Source organism: Aeromonas sp. QDB18 (assembly GCF_027705325.1).
Lineage (GTDB): Bacteria > Pseudomonadota > Gammaproteobacteria > Enterobacterales > Aeromonadaceae > Aeromonas > Aeromonas caviae.
Map to the genome: position 1 here is coordinate 11,983 of NZ_JAPDBQ010000026.1, position 22,297 is coordinate 34,279.

The following is a 22,297-nucleotide window of genomic DNA, read 5'->3' on the forward strand; positions in this document are numbered from 1 at the left end:
ACCCTTCGTTCCCATGGAAAACAGAACCATAGTCGTCAAACTGGGCACCAGCGTGCTCACCGGGGGATCTGCCCGCCTCAACCGTGCCCACATGGTCGAGCTGGTCAGACAATGTGCCGCCTTGCATCGACACGGGCACCGTGTCGTGCTGGTCACGTCGGGGGCCATCGCCGCCGGTCGCGAGCATCTGGGCCACCCTCCGCTGGCGCCTACCCTGCCGAACAAACAGATGCTGGCGGCGGTGGGTCAGACCCAGCTCATCCGGGTATGGCAGGACCTGTTCAACCTCTACGGGCTGCACATCGGCCAGATGCTGCTGACCCGCGCCGACCTGGAAGACAGGGAGCGCTACCTCAATGCCCGCGACACCCTGCGCACTCTGCTCGATCACCGCATCATCCCCGTCATCAACGAGAACGACGCCGTGGCCACCGCCGAGATCAAGGTGGGGGACAACGACAACCTCTCTGCCCGTGCCGCCATCCTGGCGGATGCGGACTTGCTGGTCCTGCTCACGGATCAGAAGGGGCTCTTCACCGCCGACCCGCGCACCAACCCGGATGCCCAGCTCATCGAAGAGGTGCAGACCATAGATGACACCCTGCGCTCCCTTGCCGGTGACAGCGTGAGCGGCCTTGGCACCGGTGGCATGGCCACCAAGTTGCAGGCCGCCGACGTGGCACGCCGCGCCGGGGTGGACGTGGTGATTGCCACCGGCCAGATCCCGGAAGTGATCGGCCGCCTCGCCGCCGGGGAGCGGGTGGGGACCCTGTTCCCGGCCCTGGCATCCCCCCTGGAAGGGCGCAAGAGCTGGATCCTGGCAGGGCCCCCTCCTCACGGCGAAGTGCAGGTGGATCAGGGGGCCGTGGCCGCCATGCAGGAGAAGGGCTCCAGCCTGCTGCCCAAGGGCATCGTCGCGGTGAAGGGAGATTTCGTGCGTGGCGACGTGGTGCGTATCCTGGATCCCAAGGGGAGCGAGCTGGCTCGCGGTATCTGCCGTTACGACCATCTGGAGCTGGATCGGCTGCGCGGTGTCCACTCGGATCAGATTGAACAGGTATTGGGTTACGGCTATGGTGCCGTGGCCATCCACCGTGATGACATGGTGCTGCTCTGAACAGGGCGGCACCGCATGAACAAAAGGGAACTGTGATGAGTCTGGAGAAAATGGGGCAGGCGGCCCGTGAAGCCGCCTATCAACTGGCCACCGTCAGCACGGCACAGAAGAACCGGGCGCTGGCGGCCATCGCCGATGAACTGGAAGCACGCAGTGCCCAGATCCTGGCGGCCAACGAGAAAGACATTGCCGCCGGGCGCGAGGCGGGGCTCACGGAAGCCATGCTGGATCGCCTGCTGCTCAACCCGGCGCGCCTTGCCGGCATAGTGGCGGATGTGCGCAAGGTGATCACCCTGGACGATCCGGTCGGGGCCGAAATCGACAGCCGGGTGCTGGAGAATGGCCTGCGCCTCTCCCGTCGCCGGGTGCCCATCGGGGTCATCGGCGTCATCTACGAGGCGCGCCCCAATGTCACCATCGACATCGCCAGCCTCTGCCTCAAGACCGGCAACGCCAGCATTCTGCGCGGTGGTCGCGAGACCTTCCACTCCAACCTGGAGTTGGTGCGGGTGATCCAGCATGCCCTGGCGGCGTCCGGCCTGCCCGAGGCGGCGGTGCAGTACATCGACAACCCGGACAGGGCGCTGGTGGCCGAGTTGCTGCGCCTCGACCGCTACGTGGACATGATCATCCCCCGTGGTGGCGCGGGTCTTCACAAGATGTGCAAGGAGAACAGCTCCATCCCCGTCATCATCGGCGGGTTCGGTATCAGCCATATCTTCGTGGACGAGAGCGCCGATCTGGCGCGTTCCCTGGCGGTCATCGAGAACGCCAAGGTGCAGCGCCCCTCCGCCTGCAACGCCCTCGATACCCTGCTGGTACACGAGAAGGTGGCGGCCACCTTGCTGCCGCAACTGGTGGCTCTGATGAACGAGCGCAAGGTGACTCTGGTGGGGGCGCCCAACGCCATGGCGCTGCTGGCTGGCAGCGACAACCTGTGCGACGCGGGGCCGGAAGATTTCGACACCGAGTGGCTGGGGCTGACCCTGGGGGTCAAGGTGGTGGCGGACGTCAACGAGGCGCTCGCCCATATGCGCGAGCACAACGCCGGCCACTCCGATGCCATCCTGACCAACTCCCTCGCCAATGCCGAGCGTTTCGTCAACGGGGCCGGTTCGGCGGCGGTCTATGTCAACGCCTCCACCCGCTTCACCGACGGCGGCCAGTTTGGCCTCGGGGCCGAGGTGGCGGTCTCGACCCAGATGCTTCACGCCCGTGGCCCCATGGGGCTGACCGAACTCACCAGCTACAAGTGGGTGGGGCAGGCGGATTATCTCAGCCGTGCCTGATCCAGGCACGCTGAGCAAGCAGGACAATGCCGACTCAGGTCGGCATTTTTGTGCTTTTTTATTGCTCGCAATCAATGGCTTGCATATAACTATCCAGCAGGATGCGGTGTCACCCGGGGCATCAGGCCAGCGACAGCAAGGGGAGCAACTTCAAGGATGAAGTGACAGGATAGGAGTGCGTGGTGGGGCTGCCTCTGGCTGAGCCTGCCACTGCTGCTGGGGGCGCTCTGTTTCAGCGGCGCCAGCCACGCCAGCTGGGACCAGGATCTCTATCGTCAGCTCGGGCTGGCCGGCAAGCTCGACAGCCGCGTGTTTCGTAAGGCCCTGGACGGTTACCAGAGCGTGCGCCACAAGCGAAAACCCATTCTCACCATCATCGACTACAGCAAGCCCTCGACCATGCGCCGGCTGTTCGTCATCGACGTCAAGCGCCACAAGCTGCTCTACCACACCTGGGTCAGCCACGGCCGCAATTCGGGGGAGCTGGCCGCCCGCCAGTTCTCCAATCAGATGAATTCCCGGCAAAGTTCCCTGGGGGTCTACCGCACCGCCGAGACCTATCAGGGCAAGCACGGTTACTCCCTGCGTCTCGACGGCCTCAGTCCCGGCAAGAACAGCAATGCCCGCAAGCGCGCCATCGTGGTGCACGGGGCGGACTACGCCAGCCCCAGGCATCTGCAGAAGTTTGACAAGCTGGGGCGCAGCTGGGGATGCCCGGCCCTGCCAAGGGAGCAGTCCAGGGCCATTATCGACACCATCAAGGGAGGGAGCGTCATCTATGCCCATGGCTGAGACCTTGCCCGCGAGCCTGCTGCGAGGGCGTCACCAGGACTGGTGGGCGGCGCTCTACTTTGCCGACGACCTCGCGTTATCCCTCGTGCACCGGTTCTGAGATGAGTATCCCATGGCAATGAACAGCAAAAAGGCCAGCATATGCTGGCCTTGGCGCATCAGGCGGGGATTATTTGCGGACCACCAGCACAGGGCAGGGAGCGTGGCGCACCACGGATTCCGCCACGCTGCCCACCAGCAGGTGGCTGATGCCGGAGCGGCCATGGCTGCCCATGACCACGAGATCCACCTTGTCTTCCTTCGCCTGGAGGACAATTTCATCGGCGGCGCGGCCAAAACGGACCTCGAATTTGGCCGGAATCGGCAGGCAGGCGACCAGTTCCTTGAGCTGACTCTTGGCCTGGCGTTCCATCTCGTGGGTGATCTCGATGGCCGTCATGTGCAGGATCTTGTAGCTGTCAAAGCCGTGCAGCTGATCCACCACGTGGACCAGTTTGAGCTCGGCCTGGTGGGTGTTGGCCATGAAGACGGCGTAGTCGAGTACCGCTCTGGACATCTCGGAGAAATCGACGGGGCAGAGCAGGGATTTGATGGTTGGCATGAGAATCTCCCCTCAAGTTGGGCTACTAATGAATCTTGTTTGCCATGATACGCTGTGGGGCGACAATAACCCTCGACCCGCTCGCAAAATGGGGAAAATGTCGGCCGGGACTCTGTTTTTCTATGCTATCTGTATGCCTGAACGGGCCGTCCGGCGGTGAGCATCTGCCGAGTGCCATATCACTGAGGATATTCATGGTTCGTCTTTTTCTGTTCTGTTGCCTGCTGATCACCTCGTTCGTGCGGGCAGACACCATACAAGTCTATTGCGACGACTGGCCCGGCTTCTGTCACCGGGACGGCAAGGGGGTCTATCTGGATGTGGTTCGAGCCATCTATGAACCCCTGGGGCACGAGGTGAAGCTTCACATGGTGCCTTACAAACGGGCACTGGCGGTGGTGTCGCAAAAGGAGGGGGACATGGCGATGGGGGTCTATCGGGGAGAGGTGCCCGGGGTCCATCAGCCCGACTACCCCGACTCGGCGGACTACGTGAGCGTGGTGATGCAAAAGCGCTGGCTGCCGCACTGGGCAGGGGAGCACAGCCTCAAGGAGCAGGAGGTGCTCTGGCTGAGGGGGTGGGCCTTTGACAAGTTCATCCCGGAGCCGATGCGCTGGTTCGAGAGAGACAGCCACGAGATGGCGCTGCAATTGCTGATCAAGGGGCGTTACCGCTACTACCTGACCGACGGCGCCCTCTACCCCGAAGGCTCCCTTCCCCCCGAGCTGGTACAGGTATTCCTGCGCTGGATTCCGACCTACCCCATCTTCGCCGATACCCCGAAGGGCAGGCAGTTGCACGGGCTCTGGGATCCCGGCATGCGCACCCTGATAAGGCAGGGCAAGCTGGCGGAGATCTATCGGCAGAACAAGCTCTACGACTACTACCAGGACTTTCTCAGGGAGCAGGTGGTGCGGGCGAACAAGCCACAGCCCTAGCTGTCGGGCCTGATGCCGTCATCGGGCCCCTCTTGCCCCGCCCTTAGTCTTTGGCTCTGAGCGTCTTGGCCAGCCGGTCGTAGAGGATCACGTTGACCGAGGCGGCGAGGTTCATGCAACCCTGAGTCGGCACATAGATGACCTCCTTCACTGCCGCGAAGCGGGCGGGCTCCAGGGTGCCATCCTCAGGGCCGAAGATGTAGAAGGCTCTCCTGGGGTGCACGTAATCCGGCAGGGGGGTGGCCCCCTCTATCAGATCCACCAGCACAGGGGTGCAGCCCTCGGGCACGAACGCCAGCAGCTCCTCGACCCCGAGCAGGGGGATCTTCTCCACCATCTGCTTGGTGTCGGTGGCAAAGCGGCGCGCCAGCTCGAAGCGCTGCCCCGTGTAGTAGACCTCGTCTGCCCCATAGCAGCCGGCGGCCCGCATCACGGCCCCCACGTTCTCCGGTGACTTGGGGTTGACCAGCCCGATGGCGCAATACTCGGGGGCCGCATCCGGCCGCGCATCGACCCGCTCTGCGGCGCCGTAACCTGACACTTTCATCTCGTTCTCCTGTGTGGCGGCGCATTATACCCCCGGCGCGCCCCTTGCCCAGCCCGTGGGGCGCATTCCCGTCCAGCGGGCCCAACAAGGGGGCGGCTGCACCGTGGCGGCGCAGCCCGGCACGCTGACGCGCAATGGCGGCGCCCCTTGCATCCTGGCGCGGGGTTTGCAGTCACTTTCCCATACAAGACGATGAGGCATCCGGACAAAGGCGTCCGTCCCCGCAGGGGGGCGGACGCTTTTTTATGGGCCCCTCGTCAGACACATGACAAGGAGCAAGGGAATGAAGACCACCTGTGCCTATTGCGGAGTGGGGTGCGGCATCCGGCTGAGCCGGGAGGGGGAGAACTGGCAGTTGCAGGGGGATGAGCAGCATCCGGCCAACGGCGGCGCCCTGTGCGTCAAGGGGGCCAGCCTGCTGGAGAGCCTGGCCTTCCCTGACCGCCTGCTCTATCCGCGCTGGATGGGGCAGCGCATCGGCTGGGAGGAGGCCCTGGACACCCTGGCGGAACGCCTGGCCGCCATCATGGCAGAGTCCGGGCCTGAGGCTATCGGCATCTACCTGTCGGGCCAGCTCACCACCGAGGATTACTACGTCGCCAACAAGCTGATGAAGGGGTACCTCGGCAGTGCCAATGTGGACACCAATTCCCGGCTCTGCATGTCGTCGGCCGTGGTGGCCCACCAGCGCGCCTTCGGGGAGGATCTGGTGCCCGCCTGCTACGAGGATCTGGAGCTCGCCGATCTGGTGGTGCTCACCGGCGCCAACACCGCCTGGACCCATCCCGTGCTGTTTCGCCGCCTGCAGCAGGCCAGGGCGCGGCGCCCCGAGCTCAGGCTGGTGGTGCTGGATCCCCGCCGCACCATGACGGCGGAGCAGGGGGATCTGCACCTGGCGCTCAAGCCCGGCAGCGACGTGACGCTCTGGAACGGCCTGTGCCGTTATCTCCTCGACAGCGACGGCTGGGACAAGGCCTATGTGGCGCAGCATGTGAGCGGCTTCGAGGCGCTGGCGGCGGCGCTGGACGACCCCGCCTGGCAACTGGACGAGGTGGCCCGCAGCTGCGGCCTCTCACGCAGCGATCTGCTCGGCTTCTACCAGCTGTTTGCCCGCACCCCCAAAACCGTCACCCTGTTCTGCCAGGGGATCAACCAGTCCAACCAGGGGGTGGACAAGGCCAACGCCATCCTCAACGCCCACCTGATGTGCGGCCGCATCGGCAAGCCGGGGGCGGCTCCCTTCTCCATGACGGGGCAACCGAACGCCATGGGCGGGCGCGAGGTGGGGGGGCTGGCGACCCAGCTCGCCGCCCACATGGGCTTTGGCGAGGCCGAGTGCGACCGGGTGCAGCGTTTCTGGCAGAGCCCGACCATGGTGCGCGGGCCGGGACACAAGGCGGTGGCGCTGTTCGAGGCGGTGCACCGGGGGGAGATCCGCGCGCTCTGGGTGCTCGGCACCAACCCGGCGGTCTCCCTGCCGGACGGCAACCGGGTGCGCGAGGCCCTGAGCCGCTGCGAGCTGCTGGTGGTCTCCGAGGTGACGGCCAACACCGACACGGCGCGCCTCGCCCACCTGCTGCTGCCCGCCGCCGCCTGGGGGGAGAAGGGCGGCACCGTCACCAACTCCGAGCGCACCATCAGCCGCCAGCGCGCCTTCCTGCCCCTGCCGGGGGAGGCCAGGCCCGACTGGTGGGCCCTGACCCGGCTCGCCCGCCGGCTCGGCTTTGGCGAGGGGTTCGCCTATGAACACGAGCACGAGATCTTCTGCGAGCATGCCGCCCTCTCCGGGTTTGAAAACGACGGATCCCGCCAGTTCGACATTTCGGGGCTGGCGGGTCTCACCCGTGCCGAATTCGAGGCCCTGGCCCCCCTTCGCTGGCCCGTCAATGCCCGCTGGCCCAAAGGGCGTGATCGCCTGTTCGAGGACGGGCGCTTTGCCACCCCGGATGGCCGGGCCCGCCTGCTGCCCCTGGCCCAGCGCTTCCCCGAGCAGCCAGAAACGCCCCCGCTTGCAGGGGCTGTCTCCCTGCTCCTCAACAGCGGGCGGCTGCGGGATCAGTGGCACACCATGACCCGCACCGGTCACGTGCCCAGGTTGCAGGAGGCCGAGCCCTGGCCCAGGGTGCGGGTGGGGGCCGCCAGCCTGCTGGCGCTCGGCGCCAGGGAGGGGGATCTGGTGCGCCTCTGCAACGCGCTCGGGGAGGCGCTGCTGCTGGTCGGGCTGGACGAGGGGCTCAGGGAGGGGGAGGCCTTCCTGCCCATGCACTGGACCGACAGCCAGTGCAGCCAGGGGGCGGTCAACCGTCTCATCGCCGCCGTGGTGGATCCCCTCTCGGGCCAGCCCATGTTCAAGCAGGGGCGAGTGCAGGCCAGGGCGCAGCCCACCCGCTGGCAGGGGCTCTGGTGCGGCCGCCATGACTGGCGTGAGGGGGTGGACTGGTGGGCCAGGCGCCCCCTGCCCGAGGGCAACTGCACCCTGCTGGCCTCCTGGTCAGAGAGCCCCGAGCGCCTGTGGCAACGGCTGGGGGCCGAGGGGCACTGGCTCAGGCTGCCCATGAAGGAGGGGTGGCTGGCCGTGGCCCTGGCCGGGGATCGCATCGAGGGCATCTTGCTGATGGGGGAGCGGCGCCCGGACATCAAGGTCGATCTGCTGGCCAGCCTGCTCGGCACGCCGCTCCAGGTGGGGGCCCTGAGCCAGACCCTGAGTCAGGCCCTGGCCGGGGAGAGCCGGCTGGTCTGCTCCTGCCTGCGGGTATCGGAGCAGCGCATCGTCGATGCCATCACCCGGCAGGGGGTGAGCGAGCTGGCGGGGCTGCAGGCCCTGCTCGGCTGCGGCAGCAACTGCGGTACCTGCCTGCCCGAGATAGACAAGTTGTTGATCAAACATGTTTTCCTGGCATCCGCTTAGTGCGATGCCAGGACACAAGGAGCCTGAGATGAGCCAAATCAGTCTGGTGGGAGCGGGCCCCGGCCCCCTCGAATTGTTGACCCTGCGCGCCCTGCAACGCATCGAGGCGGCGGAGGTGGTGGTCTATGACCGCCTGGTGGGGAGCGAGATCCTGGCCCGCATTCCCCAGGGGGCGGCCCGCTTCGACGTGGGTAAGCGCTGCGGCGAGCCGAGCCCGACCCAGGAGGAGATCAACGCCCTGCTGCTGGCCCTGGCCCGCACCGGCAAGCGGGTGGTGCGCCTCAAGGGGGGGGATCCCCTGGTGTTCGGCCGTGGCGGCGAGGAGGCGCTGCACCTGGCCCGGCACGGCATCGCCGCCGAGCTGGTGCCGGGGATCACGGCGGCCCTGGGGTGCGCCGCCAGCACCTTCATCCCCCTGACCCACAGGGGACTGGCCCGCTCCCTGACCCTGGTGACGGGGCACCTGATGGACGAGCGCGACTATCAGGGCTGGCAGGGGCTGACCCGGGCCGGCCACACCCTGGTGTTCTACATGGGGCTGGAGCGGGCGGCCCAGATCCGGCAGGGGCTGCTGGCGGCGGGGGCCTCACTGGATGTGCCGGTGGCCCTGGTGGTGGCCGGGTGCAACGCCCGCCAGCAGGTGCACGAGACCACGCTGGACGGGCTGGCGCAGGCCGCGCTGGCCCTGCTCGGCCAGAGCCCGGTGCTGATCATCGTGGGGGAGGTGGTGCGCCTGCGCGCCGAGCTGCAGGGTCTGCTGACGGAGGCGCTGGATCGGGTCGCCTGAGCCGATATCCACCCTCTACCCCCACTACCTCCTGATAGATAAAAAGGAGGTAGATTCAAAGAGTTGGCCTTCATGTTGCGGCATTGGCAGCAGACAAGTTGCGATAGCCGTTGGCAAGGAGCGCCATGACTACTCTTTCCACCCGGGGTCAGGACGGCCCCGCTTCCCGCCTGCTGATCCACGCCGATGATCCCGGTCAGGCCAATCGGCTGGCCCTGCTGGTCAGCCACTACGGTCATCAGCCCAGGATCCTCGATACCCGCCAGTTGCTGACCCCGATGGAGCAGGGGGACGCCCTGCTCGTCAGCTGCCGACAGTTCGGCGCCGAGGTGCGCCTCGGCCTCTCCCTCTGGCCCGGCCTGCCGCGCCTCTTGTTCTGCGAGCGGCTGGGGGGAGACACCCAGCTCGCCCTGTTGCGGCAGGGTGTGCTATTGGTGCCCCACCCTTGCGGCGAGCGGGAGCCGGTGGAGCAGTGGCTGCGCCTGGCCCGCAGCCAGCTCGCCATGGTGCAGGCCCTGATGCAGACCGAGAGCGAGCTGCGCCAGAAGCTGGAGGAGAGGCGGCTCGTCGAGCAGGCCAAGGGGCGGCTGATGCGCCATCAGGGGTTGGACGAGGAACAGGCCTATCGCCTGATGCGCAGCACCGCCATGAGCCGTCACCTGAGCCTGGGGGAGCTGGCGCGGCAGCTGTTGCTGGCATTGCCCGCCTGAGCGTCCTGGTGGCCAACCGTTTTGGTGCAACTGCGCCTAATTGAGGCAAATTGGGGGTGGCGAGGGCGGGATTGGAGGGGCGAAAGCCCGTCTGGCGGGCACTGGCAGAGCTGGCACGGAAAGTGAATAACCGAATACACGATAGCAAGTGAAGAGACAGCGGACAGGGAAGGGCCATCCGGCCATTCCTCCGCAACAGGGCAAAGAAGCCCCACCGATCCCGGATCGGTGGGGCTTTTTTTTGGTCGCGACTCGCCTTTCGGGTCGCAGCGCTGCAACGAGGTGGCGCTGCAACCCCCAGGAGCGTGGCGTGGCCGCCGGGAAGAGTGAACCGAGTGAGGGACTGGAATGAACGGACGACAAGGATGTGCGGGGCTGCTGCTGGCGGCGCTGTCGCTGCCGGTGCTGGCACTGGGAGCCCCGGAGCAGGAGGAGCTCAGGCTCGGCTTCATCAAGCTGACTGACATGGCACCGCTGGCGGTGGCCTACGAGCGGGGCTATTTCGAGGACGAGGGACTCTACGTCACCCTGGAGGCCCAGGCGAACTGGAAAATCCTGCTGGATCGGGTGATCGACGGCGAGCTGGACGGCGCCCAGATGCTGGCGGGTCAGCCCCTGGCGGCCCACATCGGCATTGGCACCCAGGCCGAGCTGGTGACGGCCTTCGCCATGGATCTCAACGGCAACGCCATCACGGTGGCCAACAGCGTCTGGGCCGCCATGGCGCCCCAGCTGCCCAGACCGCAGGCGGGCCAGGTGCCGCCGCCGGTGAGCGCCGCCGCCCTCAAGCCTGTGGTGGCGGATTACCGCCAGGCGGGCAAGCCCTTCAACATGGGGATGGTGTTCCCCGTCTCCCCCCACAACTACGAGCTCAGGTACTGGCTGGCCGCAGGCGGCCTGCACCCCGGCTTCTATGCGCCCACACTCGGCGACAACTCGGGCCAGCGCCAGGCGGACGTGCTGCTGTCGGTGACACCGCCGCCCCAGATGCCCGCCACCCTGGAGGCGGGCACCATCGCCGGCTACAGCGTGGGGGAGCCCTGGAACCAGCAGGCGGTCGCCAGGGGCATAGGGGTGCCCGTCATCACGGATCACGAGATCTGGCGCAACAACCCGGAGAAGGTGTTCGGCGTCACCCGGCAGTGGGCCGAGCGCCACCCCAACACCCATGTCCGGCTGGTGAAGGCGCTGCTGCGGGCGGCCTGGTGGCTGGATGCACAGCAGAACGGCAACCGGCGCGAGGCGGCCAGGATGCTGGCCAAACCCGAGTACGTGGGGGCCGACGAGGCGGTGATCGCGAGCTCCATGACCGGCACCTTCGAGTACGGCAAGGGGGACAAGCGCCAGGTGCCGGATTTCAACGTCTTCTTCCGCCACCACGCCACCTATCCCTACTACTCGGACGCCATCTGGTACCTGACCCAGATGCGGCGCTGGGGCCAGATCCCCGAGGCCAAGCCGGACGCCTGGTTCGAGCAGGTGGCCAAGGCGGTCTATCAACCGGGCGTCTATCGCCAGGCCGCCGAGGCCCTCATCGCCGAGGGCAAGCTCAAGGCCACCGACTTCCCCGACTTTGCCAGCGAGCAGGGCTATCGCGGCCCCCAGGATGGCTTCATCGACGGCCTCATCTATGACGGCCGCCACCCCAACGCCTATCTGCAGCAGTTCGCCATCGGCCTCAAGGGCGATGAGCGGGTGCAATGAGCAAGGAGAGCGCAATGAAACGACACACGTGGCCCCTCATCCATTTGAAAGCCGTCAACTGGAAAGTCATGGTGCAGCCCCTGCTCGGCGTGCTGCTCTTCCTCGGCCTCTGGCAGTGGGGGGCGAGCCAGGTGCAGACCAGTCTGGGCACCCTGCCCGGACCGCTCGCCACCGCCAGCCAGCTCTGGTCCCTCGGGCAGGAGCATCTGCAGGAGCGGGAGAAGGCGGCGGCCTTCCTCGAGCGCCAGCAGGCGCGCAATGCGGCAAGGCTGGCGGAGGATCCGGCGGCCGAGGTGAAGCTGCGCCCCTACACCGGGCGCCCCACCTTCTTCGATCAGATAGCCACCAGCCTGCTCACCGTGCTGTGCGGCTTTGGCCTCGCGACCCTGATCGCCATCCCGTGCGGGGTGCTGCTCGGCATGAACCAGGGGCTCTATCGCGCCGCCAACCCGGTGATCCAGCTGCTCAAGCCGGTGTCGCCGCTGGCCTGGCTGCCCCTCATCACGCTAGTGGTGAGCGCCCTCTACGCCAGCCCCACCCCCTGGCTCGCCAAGTCCTTCCTCACCTCGGCCCTGACGGTGACCCTCTGCTCCCTCTGGCCGACCCTGATCAACACGGCGGTGGGGGTGGCGGGGCTGGACCGGGATCTGCACAACGTCAGCCGGGTGCTGCGCCTGTCGTTCCTGACCCATGTGCGGCGCATCGTGCTGCCCGGCGCCCTGCCCATGATCTTCACCGGCCTGCGCCTGTCGCTGGGGGTGGCCTGGATGGTGCTGATCGCGGCGGAGATGCTGGCCCAGAACCCGGGGCTCGGCAAGTTCGTGTGGGACGAGTTCCAGAGCGGCGGCTCTGCGTCTCTGGCCCGCATCATGGTGGCGGTGATCACCATAGGCCTCATCGGCTGCGCCCTGGACAGGGGCATGCTGGCCCTGCAGCAGTGGTTGTCCTGGGACAAGCGCCAGGTGCTGCGTTAATCACATTTCTATTCAGGCAGGAGAAGAGCCAATGAAGAGTTATCTGGAGATAAGCGACGTCGGCATCTCGTTCGAGACGGAGCAGGGCAGCTTCGAGGCCTTGAGTCGGGTCAACCTGCGCATCGAGAAGGGGGAGTTCGTCTCCCTCATCGGTCACTCGGGCTGCGGCAAGAGCACCGTCCTCAACCTGGTGGCCGGGCTGCTGGAGCCGACCCTGGGGGGCATCATTCTCGATGGTCGCGAGGTGGCGGGCCCGGGGCCCGAGCGGGCCATGGTGTTCCAGAACCACGCCCTGCTGCCCTGGCTCAGCGTCCAGCAGAACGTGGCGCTGGCGGTGGCCCAGGTGGAGTCTGACAAGCGGGCGGTGGCGGAGCGGGTGGACTACTACCTCTCCCTGGTGCAGATGGATCACGCCAGCCAGAAGATGCCCCACGAGCTGTCGGGGGGGATGAAGCAGCGGGTCGGCATCGCCCGCGCCCTCTCGCTCTCCCCCAAGGTGCTGCTGATGGACGAGCCGTTCGGCGCCCTCGATGCCCTGACCCGGGCCCATCTGCAGGATGCTCTGATGGCGATCCAGGCGGAGCTTGGCAACACCGTCATCATGATCACCCACGACGTGGACGAGGCGGTGCTGCTCTCCGATCGCATCGTCATGATGACCAATGGCCCCAGCGCCACGGTCGGAGAGATCCTGACCGTCGACCTGCCAAGGCCCAGAGACAGGGTCGCCCTGGCGGACGATCCCCACTACCACAAGCTGCGCCAGCAGGTGCTGCGCTTCCTCTACGAGAAGCAACGCAAGGTGACCCCCCTCAAGGCAGCCGGGCAGGTGCGCAGCAAGCTGCGCGCCTGAGCCCGCCGGATTCAAGGAAGAGAGACATGACTGACAAAGAGCAACAGTGGGTGACAGAGGACGGCATGGGCCTGCTCGGTCGCCAGAACAGTGGTTCCGCCGAACAGACCGCAAAGCAACGGCTGCTGGTGGTGGGCAACGGCATGGTGGGTCACCACTTCGTCGAACAGCTGGTGGCGGCGGGCGGCCTCGAGCGGTTCGACGTGACGGTGTTTGGCGCCGAGCCTGACGCCGCCTACGACAGGGTGCACCTCTCCGAGGTATTCGGCGGCAAGGCACCCCAGGCCCTGCGCATGGCGGATCCCGCCTGGTATGAAGAGAGCTGCATTGCGCTGCGGCTGGGGGCCGAGGTGGAGGTGCTCGACCGGGCCACCCGCACCCTGACGCTGGCCAACGGCGAGCAGTTCCCTTACGACCGTCTGGTGCTGGCGACCGGCTCTGTCCCCTTCGTGCCCCCCATCCCCGGTCATCAGCGGGAGGGCTGCTTCGTCTACCGTACCCTGGGAGATCTCGCCGCCATCCGCGATGCCTGCGCCCAGGCCCGCAGCGGCGTGGTCATCGGTGGCGGCCTGCTGGGGCTGGAGGCGGCCAACGCCCTGCGCCTGCTCGGCCTCAAGACCCAGGTGGTGGAGTTCGCCCCCAGGCTGATGCCGGTGCAGCTCGACGAGAGCGGCGGCGCCGTGCTGCGGGACAAGATCCAGGCCCTCGGGGTCGAGGTGCTGGTGGAGAAGGCCACCGAGTGCATCGAGCAGGGGGAGCAGGCCCGTCATCGCCTGCGTTTCAAGGACGGCACTCACATTGAGACTGACGTCTTGCTGTTCTCGGCGGGGATCCGCCCCGCCGACACCCTGGCCCGCCAATCCGGGCTGGTGGTCGGGGAGCGCGGTGGCATCTGCATCGACGACGGCTGCCACAGCTCGGATCCCGCCATCCTCGCCATCGGCGAGTGCGCGCTCTGGCAGGGGCGCATCTTCGGCCTGGTGGCCCCCGGCTACCAGATGGCCCGGGCCGCCGTGGCCAGCCTGTGCGGCGGCGAGAGCCGCTTTATCGGGGCCGACATGTCCACCAAGCTCAAGCTGATGGGGGTGGACGTGGGCTCCATCGGCGACGCCCACGCCGCCACCGCCGGCGCCCAGGAGCTGCTGCTGCTGGACAGGGTCAACGGCATCTACAAGAAGCTGGTGACCGACGGCGAGGGCAACCGCCTGCTCGGCGCCATCCTGGTGGGGGACGGCGCCGATTACGAGCGGCTGCTGCAGTACTACCAGAACGGGGTGGTGCTGCCCCAGCCGCCGCTCTCCCTGCTGGTGGGGGAGGCAGGGGCCGTTCCCGCGCCCCTGGTGCTGCCGGACAGCGCCATCCTCTGCTCCTGCCACAACGTGAGCAAAGGGGACGTGGTGGCCGCCGTTCGGGCGGGCAATCACGAGCTGTCGGCGGTGAAGAGCTGCACCAAGGCCGGCACCGGCTGCGGCGGTTGCAGCAACCTGCTCAAGCAGGTGGTGGATCAGACCCTGGCGGACCTTGGCGTCGAGGCGGACAAGGGGTTGTGCGAGCACTTCGCCTACGGCCGTCAGGAGCTTTATCACCTGGCACGGGTGGGCGAGCTGAAGAGCTTCGAGGCGCTGCGGGACAAGCATGGCCAGGGGCTGGGGTGCGACATCTGCAAGCCGACGGTGGCCTCCATCCTGGCGTCGCTGTGGAACGAGCACGTGCTGGAGAAGCCCCACCGCGCGTTGCAGGATACCAACGACGCCTTCCTTGCGAACCTGCAAAAGGACGGCACCTATTCGGTGGTGCCGCGCATCCCGGGGGGGGAGATCACCCCGGAGGGGCTCATCACCATCGGCGAAGTGGCGCGCAAGTACGGCCTCTACACCAAGATCACCGGCGGCCAGCGCATCGATCTCTTCGGCGCCCGGGTCGACCAGCTGCCCGCCATCTGGGGCGAGCTGGTGGCAGCAGGCTTCGAGACCGGTCAGGCCTACGGCAAGTCGGTGCGCACCGTGAAGTCCTGCGTGGGTTCCACCTGGTGTCGTTACGGGGTGCAGGACTCCATGACCCTGACCCAGACCCTGGAACACCGCTACAAGGGGCTGCGGGCACCACACAAGCTGAAGTTTGCGGTCTCAGGCTGCACCCGGGAGTGCGCCGAGGCCCAGAGCAAGGACATCGGCGTCATCGCCACCGAGCGGGGCTGGAACCTCTATGTGTGTGGCAACGGCGGTATGCGGCCGCGCCACGCGGACCTCTTTGCCACGGATCTCGACGAGCAGACCCTGATCCGCTACATCGACCGGCTGCTGATGTTCTATGTGCGCACCGGGGACAGGCTGCAACGCACCTCGGTCTGGATGGAGAACATGGAAGGGGGGCTCGACTATCTCAGGTCGGTGATCATCGAGGACAGGCTCGGCATCGGTGCCGAGCTGGAGGCCATGATGGAGGGGATCGTCGGCACCTGGCAGTGCGAGTGGAAGAGCACATTGGCGGATCCGGACAAGCTCAAGCTGTTCGAGGCCTTCGTCAACCGGCCCGAGGACGAGACGCCGCCGCGCCGTGAGGAGCGGGGGCAGTGGGTGCCGGATATCGCTGTCAAGGAGGTGGTATGAGCGGGGTCAACGGGTTGCACACCCGCCATCAGTATCAAGGAGGTGGTATGAAGGATGACAAGGACGATGCACAGCTCTGCGGGCAGTGGCACCGGGTGTGCGAGCTGGCGGCGCTGCCGGAGCAGGGGGGGCGCAGCGCCTGGCTGGAGGGGCGGGTACTGGCGCTGTTTCGCCTCGGGGAGCATGTCTATGCCCTGGACGGGGTGGACCCCCTGGCCGGCGTCGCCGTGCTGGGGCGTGGCCTGGTGGGGGATGCCGGTGGGGAGCCCGTGGTGGCCTCGCCGCTGTACAAGCAGCGCTACGCCCTGATGGACGGTCGCTGTCTGGACGATCCTGCCCTGAGCGTCGCCTGCTGGCCGGTGCAGCTGGAGGGGAGCGAGGTCTGGGTACAGCTGGGGTGAGTGGCCCATCTGAAAACCATGTTGTGATCGCCGGGCACTGCCCGGTGATTTTTTGTGCGCGACTCGACATTTCTTGTACGAGAGGATGGCGGGAAAACGTTTTTCGGAAATAATGGACAAACCTTTGTAACTGGATGTTTGTCTATGACGGAACGTGAGCAAGAGATCCTCGCCCTGCTGCGCCAGGATCCCATGATTGCCCAGCAGGAGCTGGCGGACAGGCTCGGCATCAGCCGCTCCGCGCTGGCGAGCCACATCTCCAGCCTGATGCGCCAGGGCTATGTGCAGGGGCGCGGCTATGTGCTGCGCGAAGGCCCCTACGCCGTAGTGATCGGCGGCGCCAACATGGATATCTGTGGCTGCAGCTACGACAACCTGCGCATCGGCGATTCCAACCCGGGCCGGGTACGCACCTCCGCCGGCGGGGTAGGGCGCAACATCGCCGAGAACCTGGCGCGCCTTGGCACCGACACCCGGTTGCTGACTGCGGTGGGCAACGATCAATACGGCCACCACCTGCTGGAGGTGAGCCAGCGCGCCGGGGTCGACGTGCGCCAGGTGCTGGTACTGGAGGGTCAGTCGACCTCCTGCTATCTCAGCCTGCACGATGGCAGCGGCGAGATGAGCTGCGCCGTCAACGACATGGGGATCATCGAGCAGCTCACCCCGGCCCGGCTCACCCCCCTGAGCGGTTTTCTCGGTGCGGCCCGGCTCTGGGTGCTCGACACCAACCTCGCCACCCACACCCTGGACTGGCTGTTCGAGCGCCAGGGGGAGCACATCATCTTCGTGGACACCGTGTCGGTGGCCAAGGTGGAGAAGATCCGCCCCTGGCTGCACCGCATCCACACCCTCAAACCCAATCGCACCGAGGCGGAGCAGCTGTGCGGCTTCACCATCGGCGGGCCCGACACCTGGCCCATGGCAGCGGCCTGGTTCCACCGCGCCGGGGTGCAGCGGCTCTTCCTGAGCCTCGGCGATCAGGGGATCTTCTATAGCGACGGGGCCTGCCAGGGCCATCTGCCCGTGCTCGGCAGCCCGGTCGTCAACGTGACCGGCGGCGGCGATGCCTTCATGGCAGGGCTGGCCCACGCCTGGTTGCAGGAGCAGGGCATCATGGAGACAACCCGGTTCGCCCTCGGTTGCGCCGCCCTCACCGTCAATTGTTCCGATACCGTCTTTTCCGGCCTATCCAAGGCCGCCGTTGAACGCATGCTGGAGGAGTACCCATGTTGAACGCTTACCTCGATATCCAACCTGAAGTTGCCGCCGCGCTGGCCGCCGGCAAGCCGGTGGTGGCCCTGGAGTCCACCATCATCTCCCACGGCATGCCCTATCCGCAGAACGTGGAGACGGCGCGCCAGGTCGAGCAGGTGGTGCGCGACAACGGCGCCGTGCCGGCCACCATCGCCATCATCGATGGCCGCCTCAAGGTGGGTCTGGATGAGGGGGCGCTGGAGGCGCTGGGCCGGGCCGGTCATGCCGCCACCAAGTGCAGCCGCCGCGACATTCCCTTCGTGCTGGCCAACAAGGGGCTGGGGGCGACCACGGTAGCCTCCACCATGATCATCGCCGCCATGGCCGGGATCCGGGTGTTCGCCACCGGCGGCATCGGCGGCGTGCACCGCGGTGCCCAGGAGACCTTCGACATTTCGGCCGACCTGCAGGAATTTGCCCAGACCCCGGTGGCCGTGGTCTGCGCCGGAGCCAAGTCGATCCTCGACATCGGTCTGACCCTGGAGTACCTGGAGACCCAGGGGGTGCCGGTGATCGGCTACCAGACCGAGGAGCTGCCCGCCTTCTACACCCGGGAGAGCGGCTTCAAGGTGGATTACCGCCTGGAGAGCCCGGCGGCCATCGCCGAGGCGCTGCGTCTGAAGTGGGAGCTGGGGCTGGCCGGGGGCGCCGTGGTGGCCAACCCGATCCCGACCCAGTTTGCCATGCCCAAGGCCGACATCGACGCCGCCATTGCCCAGGCACTGCGTGAGGCGGACGAGCAGGGGGTGAAGGGCAAGGAGTCCACCCCCTTCCTGCTGGCCCGGGTGTGCGAGCTGACCGGTGGCAACTCCCTGGCGGCCAATATCCAGCTGGTGCTGAACAACGCCGCGCTGGGGGCACGCATCGCTGCCAGCCTGTAAACACCTTTGCGAAAGATGCAAAAGAGGGCCAATAGGCCCTCTTTTTATTGCGCGAATCGGTGAGATAACCCCCTTATTCCAGCACCAGTCGCCCGTTGAGAGGCTGGACGGGGCGGTTGTTGGGGTGGTGCATCACCGCCTTGAAGGCATCGATCTGGGCCTGGCTGGCCTGGACCGGCTCCTTCATCACCAGCCAGCGCACTCCTTCCGAGCAGGGTGGGGTGGTCAGGGACCCGCTGAAGCGGTAGTAGTCGTGCTGGGCGGGCAGCAGTTGCTCTGCCGAGATGGGTTCCTTGAAGGCATGGATCTCCCCCGCCTTGGCTGGCAGCACCTGCCAGGCCTGGCTCAGGGCCCCATTGGCCTGGCCCGGCTCGAACATCACGGCGACCACCGCCAGCTCCCCCTTGTCATTGGCATGGACCAGGTGACCCTCCAGGGGGTAGGACCTGCCTTCGATGAGGTTTTCGCTGGGGGCGTGGAAGTGGAACTGCTTGAGTTCGAAGTGCATGCCGTCGAGCTCAAGGGTGCTGCCGGGGGCATAGTTGACCTGCACCGTGTGGCCGTTGTTGACCAGCGTCTTGCCACCCGCCTGATAGTGGAACTGCAGGGGGGCCAAATCGGCCTTCACCAGACCCGAGAGGTTGACCGGCGACTGGTTGCTACCGGCACACTGGCCATATTCCGGGGTCAGGCTGGCCCATCTCGCCGGGCCGGCCTCGCCGCTGTATTCCCAGTGTGTGGTGGTGGCAAAGGCGGCAGGGCAGAGCAGCAGGGCGCCAGCCAGCAGGGACTTTTTCATCATGCATCCTTATCCTGATTGAAAAGCACAGCCATTCCTGGCCTTCCGGCATGAAGGCCTCGTCAATGGCATCGTTGGAAACGCAGGGTACGCGGTGCCAGACCGGATTAATTGTTATGAAAGGTCTGTCGTCATCGTTATTTGAAGCGTGGCATGAGGAGGCGCCATGATGTATTCCGGCAACGGGGCCCGCTTATTCATGAAGGAGAAATCCTGCGGGCATTTTTGCAATGAACGGCCCCCTTTTATGGCGCCCCAAATAGATGACGGGCTGATTCTAGAGGGCTTTTCATGGCTCCGTTTGATCTCGAGCAAACAAGCGCGGACTAATTATCGGGCTTGAGGATCCCTTATTTCGTTGGGATTTTTTCGATATTCCCTGACCCGGCCAGGGGCGTGCGTGGTGGGAGCCGGGCGCTGTGCTGACAGGGTGCCTCGGTGTTGACCCCTTATCCCTCTGATAGTGCTGGAGAAATTCCCCCCTCAGCACAGTGACGGCGGGATGACAATCCCCCGGTTGGCGGCGCCTTGTTTGCGGTTTTGCCGTCCTCTTCACATTTCCGAATTGCTCGCTATTTGTGCGATTGCCTTACTCGTCCGACCTGGTGTCAAATCACTCCGCCTAACACAAGGAGTGGTATAATAATGAATAATATCAATAAATTAGTTCTGGTTATCGGATTCACTCTCACCACCTTCCCGAGCCTGGCGGCGGGATTCCAGTGCGGGGAGCACGTTACCCTGGGGGTACCCGGTCAATCCAGTCAGCTGTTGTGCCGGGAGGGCTATGCCGCCGGGTACAACTACGACACCAAGGTCTCTGACTGGGTCTCTTACCGGATGACGGCCGCCAGCGCCCAGGGCCAGGTGCCGCGCAAGGATGCCTTCGCCGAGGACAAGGAGGTGCCGGTGCAGTTTCGCGCCACCCTGTCGGACTACAAGGGCTCGGGCTATGACCGCGGCCACCAGGCACCGGCGGCGGACATGCGCTCCACCGCCAACACCATGAAGCAGAGCTTCCTGCTGACCAACATGACCCCGCAACTGCCGGCGCTCAACCAGGGAGCCTGGCGCATCCTGGAGGAGAAGACCCGGCAGTGGGCCATCACCTACAAGAGCGTGCAGGTGATCACCGGCCCCATCTTCACCCACTCCGATGGCGCCATCGGCAACGGCGTGACCGTGCCCCACGCCTACTACCGGGTGGTGATGGATCTGGCGGGCAAGCGGGCCATCGCCTTCATCCTGCCGCAAGAGAACGTCTCGGCCAGCAGGCTGGCGGACTATGTGGTGACGGTGGATGAGGTGGAGGAGCAGACCGGGCTCGACTTCTTCACCGAGCTGCCGGATGAGCAGGAAGAGGCCATGGAGTCGCGGCTGTCGGCCATGTGGGGCGGTTAGCGCGTCCAGCAGGGGTAACGGGGGCCCAGGCCCCCGTTACCCACACGGGCCTCCGGCCATTGTCATGGCCCCTGGTACAGGGCCAGTACAGCTTGGGTCTGGCATCGGGCCCTTATCATGACTCCTTTTTTCAGGAGGCATCATGTCAGCGCTGTTTTCCCTTCACTCCTCGTCCACTCTTGCCCGCGCGTTGCGCATCTGCGTACCCATGGCGCTGCTGGGGGCTGCTGTTCCCCCGGCCATGGCCGACGAGGATATCCGCTTGGGGCAGACCATTCTGCTCGGGGTCGGCGATCATCCCGCCATCATTCCCATGCTCGCCTGCCGGCCGACCAAATCCATCATGGTCAAGGCAGGGCGGGAGTTGACCCTAGAGCGGGTCAAGGTGTTCTACGGCAACGATCGCAGCAAGACCCTCTATTTCGACAAGGTGTTGAAAGAGGATCAGGAGTCGGGGTGGCAATCACTCGGCAGCCGGCTCTGCATCAAGCGCATCGAGGTGTACGGCAATTCGGAAGGGAGCAGGGCAGGGGTCAAGGTGTATGGGCGCAAATGAGCAAAGGGCGGGGGAAATCCCCGCCCAGTGCTTATTTCTTCGGGCGGAACGGCTTGATGATGGCCTCGTCGCACTCGAGATAGGGCCCTTCCATCAGGTAGATGCAGTAGGGAATGGCGGGGAAGACCGCATCCAGGCACTCGCGGATCGATTTGGGCTTGCCCGGTAGGTTGACGATGAGCGAGCTGCCGCGCAGGCCGGCGGTCTGGCGCGACAGGATGGCGGTCGGCACGAACTTGAGGGACTCGGCCCGCATCAGCTCGCCAAAGCCCGGCATCATGCGATCGCACACCGCCTCGGTGGCCTCCGGGGTCACATCCCGCCTCGCCGGCCCTGTGCCCCCCGTGGTAACGACAAGGCAGCACTGCTCCTCGTCCACCAGCCGAACCAGGGTCGCCTCAATCTGATCCTGCTCGTCGGGGATCACCTGATAGACGGGCTCCCATTCCGAGGTCAGGTAGGCGTTCAGGGTGTCGATGATGGCCTTGCCGGAGAGATCTTCGTAGATGCCTGCACTGGCGCGATCGCTGACGGTGACGATACCGATTCTTGCCTTGCTCATGGTCTGCCCTTGGTTGCCGCAATAAAGTGGTAAATAAAATAACATAATCAGTGAGATATGTTAAACCGCCGGATGAGGCAAGGGGAGGGCATCGAGCCTGGGGGAGAGTCGAATGAAAAACAATTTTGAGGAAAGTCCCTTAATAAGGCATAAGGCCGAGGAAAATGCAGGGCGAGATCGTGAACGTTTTGAAGCAATGTTAAGAGGATTTGACCGACCGATCTGGGTGTGATCTTATACTCTCTTTTACGGGAGTTTCGCGATGAACCACCATGCTGCATTTACTCAATTCTTCTCTGAACTCAAAGACCCTCGCCAGGTAGCTAAAATCGAGTACCCCTTCTTTGATGTGGTTTTTTTGACTGTCTGTGCCGCCATCGGTGGCGCCCAAGGTTGGGAAGATATTGAGCTATTCGGCGAGGCGCATCTGGAATGGTTTCAGCGTAATGGCTTGTTTCCTAACGGATTACCTGTTCACGACACCATAGCCAGGATCATCTCCCGTATTCAGCCGGAGCAATTTCAAAACGCCTTCCTGATTACCCATGATTAGCAGTCAGTTACCACGAACTATACTGATCTTACGTACAGTTATCGAGGTGCGAGATCAT

The 22,297-nt window shown here is 65.5% G+C and carries 20 protein-coding genes and 1 pseudogene; 17 read left to right on the plus strand and 4 right to left on the minus strand.

Going from position 1 to position 22,297, the window contains the following annotated elements; genetic code table 11:
- The first annotated feature begins 13 nt into the window (after positions 1 to 13).
- The 3 genes from proB to OKC30_RS06440 all read left to right on the plus strand — a co-directional run bounded on the left by proB (position 14) and on the right by OKC30_RS06440 (position 3,198).
- Positions 14 to 1,117 carry a glutamate 5-kinase gene (proB, locus tag OKC30_RS06430; protein ID WP_048207022.1) on the plus strand — a complete coding sequence of 368 codons (1,104 nt, stop codon included), beginning with the start codon at positions 14 to 16 and terminating at the stop codon, positions 1,115 to 1,117.
- Between the two features lie 32 nt (positions 1,118 to 1,149).
- The gene (locus tag OKC30_RS06435) at positions 1,150 to 2,406 is read left to right on the plus strand and encodes a glutamate-5-semialdehyde dehydrogenase (protein ID WP_262512438.1); all 1,257 of its coding nucleotides are present in this window, start codon (positions 1,150 to 1,152) and stop codon (positions 2,404 to 2,406) included.
- 198 nt (positions 2,407 to 2,604) lie between these two features.
- Complete coding sequence (locus tag OKC30_RS06440; protein ID WP_160837616.1) at positions 2,605 to 3,198, plus strand: murein L,D-transpeptidase catalytic domain family protein; 594 nt, start codon at positions 2,605 to 2,607, stop codon at positions 3,196 to 3,198.
- A gap of 169 nt (positions 3,199 to 3,367) precedes the next feature.
- On the opposite strand, the gene OKC30_RS06445 is transcribed toward OKC30_RS06440, so the two are convergent.
- Entirely contained in the window at positions 3,368 to 3,799 is a 432-nt protein-coding gene (locus OKC30_RS06445) for a universal stress protein (protein WP_010675457.1), read from the minus strand.
- Positions 3,800 to 3,993: 194 nt separating this feature from the next.
- On the opposite strand from OKC30_RS06445, the gene OKC30_RS06450 reads away from it, so the two are divergent.
- The gene (locus OKC30_RS06450) at positions 3,994 to 4,737 is read left to right on the plus strand and encodes a hypothetical protein (RefSeq protein WP_160837597.1); all 744 of its coding nucleotides are present in this window, start codon (positions 3,994 to 3,996) and stop codon (positions 4,735 to 4,737) included.
- A 43-nt stretch (positions 4,738 to 4,780) separates the two neighbouring features.
- On the opposite strand, the gene OKC30_RS06455 is transcribed toward OKC30_RS06450, so the two are convergent.
- Positions 4,781 to 5,284 (minus strand): RNA methyltransferase, encoded by a 504-nt coding sequence (locus OKC30_RS06455; RefSeq protein ID WP_160837599.1) that lies wholly within the window; start codon positions 5,282 to 5,284, stop codon positions 4,781 to 4,783.
- A 283-nt stretch (positions 5,285 to 5,567) separates the two neighbouring features.
- On the opposite strand from OKC30_RS06455, the gene OKC30_RS06460 reads away from it, so the two are divergent.
- From OKC30_RS06460 to OKC30_RS06505, 10 genes are all read left to right on the plus strand, one after another.
- On the plus strand, positions 5,568 to 8,192 hold the full coding sequence (locus OKC30_RS06460) for a nitrate reductase (protein ID WP_160837601.1): 2,625 nt from the start codon (positions 5,568 to 5,570) through the stop codon (positions 8,190 to 8,192).
- Positions 8,193 to 8,220: 28 nt separating this feature from the next.
- The gene (gene cobA / locus OKC30_RS06465; RefSeq protein WP_160837603.1) at positions 8,221 to 8,979 is read left to right on the plus strand and encodes a uroporphyrinogen-III C-methyltransferase; all 759 of its coding nucleotides are present in this window, start codon (positions 8,221 to 8,223) and stop codon (positions 8,977 to 8,979) included.
- A 125-nt stretch (positions 8,980 to 9,104) separates the two neighbouring features.
- On the plus strand, positions 9,105 to 9,689 hold the full coding sequence (locus OKC30_RS06470; protein WP_160837605.1) for an ANTAR domain-containing response regulator: 585 nt from the start codon (positions 9,105 to 9,107) through the stop codon (positions 9,687 to 9,689).
- 348 nt (positions 9,690 to 10,037) lie between these two features.
- Positions 10,038 to 11,393, plus strand: a complete 1,356-nt coding sequence (locus OKC30_RS06475) for a CmpA/NrtA family ABC transporter substrate-binding protein (RefSeq protein WP_160837607.1) — start codon at positions 10,038 to 10,040, stop codon at positions 11,391 to 11,393.
- A 14-nt stretch (positions 11,394 to 11,407) separates the two neighbouring features.
- A complete protein-coding gene (locus tag OKC30_RS06480; RefSeq protein ID WP_160837609.1) occupies positions 11,408 to 12,367 on the plus strand; it encodes an ABC transporter permease in 960 nt (319 codons plus the stop codon).
- 31 nt (positions 12,368 to 12,398) lie between these two features.
- Positions 12,399 to 13,220 carry an ABC transporter ATP-binding protein gene (locus tag OKC30_RS06485; protein ID WP_010675449.1) on the plus strand — a complete coding sequence of 274 codons (822 nt, stop codon included), beginning with the start codon at positions 12,399 to 12,401 and terminating at the stop codon, positions 13,218 to 13,220.
- Positions 13,221 to 13,246: 26 nt separating this feature from the next.
- Positions 13,247 to 15,829: a nitrite reductase large subunit NirB gene (gene nirB / locus OKC30_RS06490; protein WP_202395089.1), complete on the plus strand. Its 2,583-nt coding sequence runs from the start codon at positions 13,247 to 13,249 to the stop codon at positions 15,827 to 15,829.
- Positions 15,826 to 16,230, plus strand: a complete 405-nt coding sequence (gene nirD / locus OKC30_RS06495; protein WP_234888591.1) for a nitrite reductase small subunit NirD — start codon at positions 15,826 to 15,828, stop codon at positions 16,228 to 16,230. The genes nirB and nirD overlap by 4 nt, the downstream gene beginning before the upstream one ends.
- 144 nt (positions 16,231 to 16,374) lie before the next feature.
- Complete coding sequence (locus tag OKC30_RS06500; protein WP_160837611.1) at positions 16,375 to 17,466, plus strand: PfkB family carbohydrate kinase; 1,092 nt, start codon at positions 16,375 to 16,377, stop codon at positions 17,464 to 17,466.
- The gene (locus OKC30_RS06505; RefSeq protein WP_101149942.1) at positions 17,460 to 18,368 is read left to right on the plus strand and encodes a pseudouridine-5'-phosphate glycosidase; all 909 of its coding nucleotides are present in this window, start codon (positions 17,460 to 17,462) and stop codon (positions 18,366 to 18,368) included. Before OKC30_RS06500 ends, OKC30_RS06505 begins: the two co-directional genes overlap by 7 nt.
- Positions 18,369 to 18,441: 73 nt before the next feature.
- Here OKC30_RS06505 and OKC30_RS06510 read toward each other — a convergent pair whose 3' ends face one another.
- Positions 18,442 to 19,167 carry a carbonic anhydrase gene (locus OKC30_RS06510; RefSeq protein WP_160837622.1) on the minus strand — a complete coding sequence of 242 codons (726 nt, stop codon included), beginning with the start codon at positions 19,165 to 19,167 and terminating at the stop codon, positions 18,442 to 18,444.
- A 645-nt stretch (positions 19,168 to 19,812) separates the two neighbouring features.
- On the opposite strand from OKC30_RS06510, the gene OKC30_RS06515 reads away from it, so the two are divergent.
- On the plus strand, positions 19,813 to 20,568 hold the full coding sequence (locus tag OKC30_RS06515; RefSeq protein WP_160837614.1) for a DNA/RNA non-specific endonuclease: 756 nt from the start codon (positions 19,813 to 19,815) through the stop codon (positions 20,566 to 20,568).
- A gap of 208 nt (positions 20,569 to 20,776) precedes the next feature.
- Positions 20,777 to 21,124 (plus strand): DUF2541 family protein, encoded by a 348-nt coding sequence (locus OKC30_RS06520; protein WP_103255340.1) that lies wholly within the window; start codon positions 20,777 to 20,779, stop codon positions 21,122 to 21,124.
- 31 nt (positions 21,125 to 21,155) lie between these two features.
- On the opposite strand, the gene mog is transcribed toward OKC30_RS06520, so the two are convergent.
- Positions 21,156 to 21,686, minus strand: a complete 531-nt coding sequence (mog, locus tag OKC30_RS06525; RefSeq protein WP_270662963.1) for a molybdopterin adenylyltransferase — start codon at positions 21,684 to 21,686, stop codon at positions 21,156 to 21,158.
- A gap of 262 nt (positions 21,687 to 21,948) precedes the next feature.
- On the opposite strand from mog, the pseudogene OKC30_RS06530 reads away from it, so the two are divergent.
- Positions 21,949 to 22,224, plus strand: a pseudogene (locus OKC30_RS06530) (ISAs1 family transposase); the annotation flags it as partial.
- Positions 22,225 to 22,297: the final 73 nt, after the last annotated feature.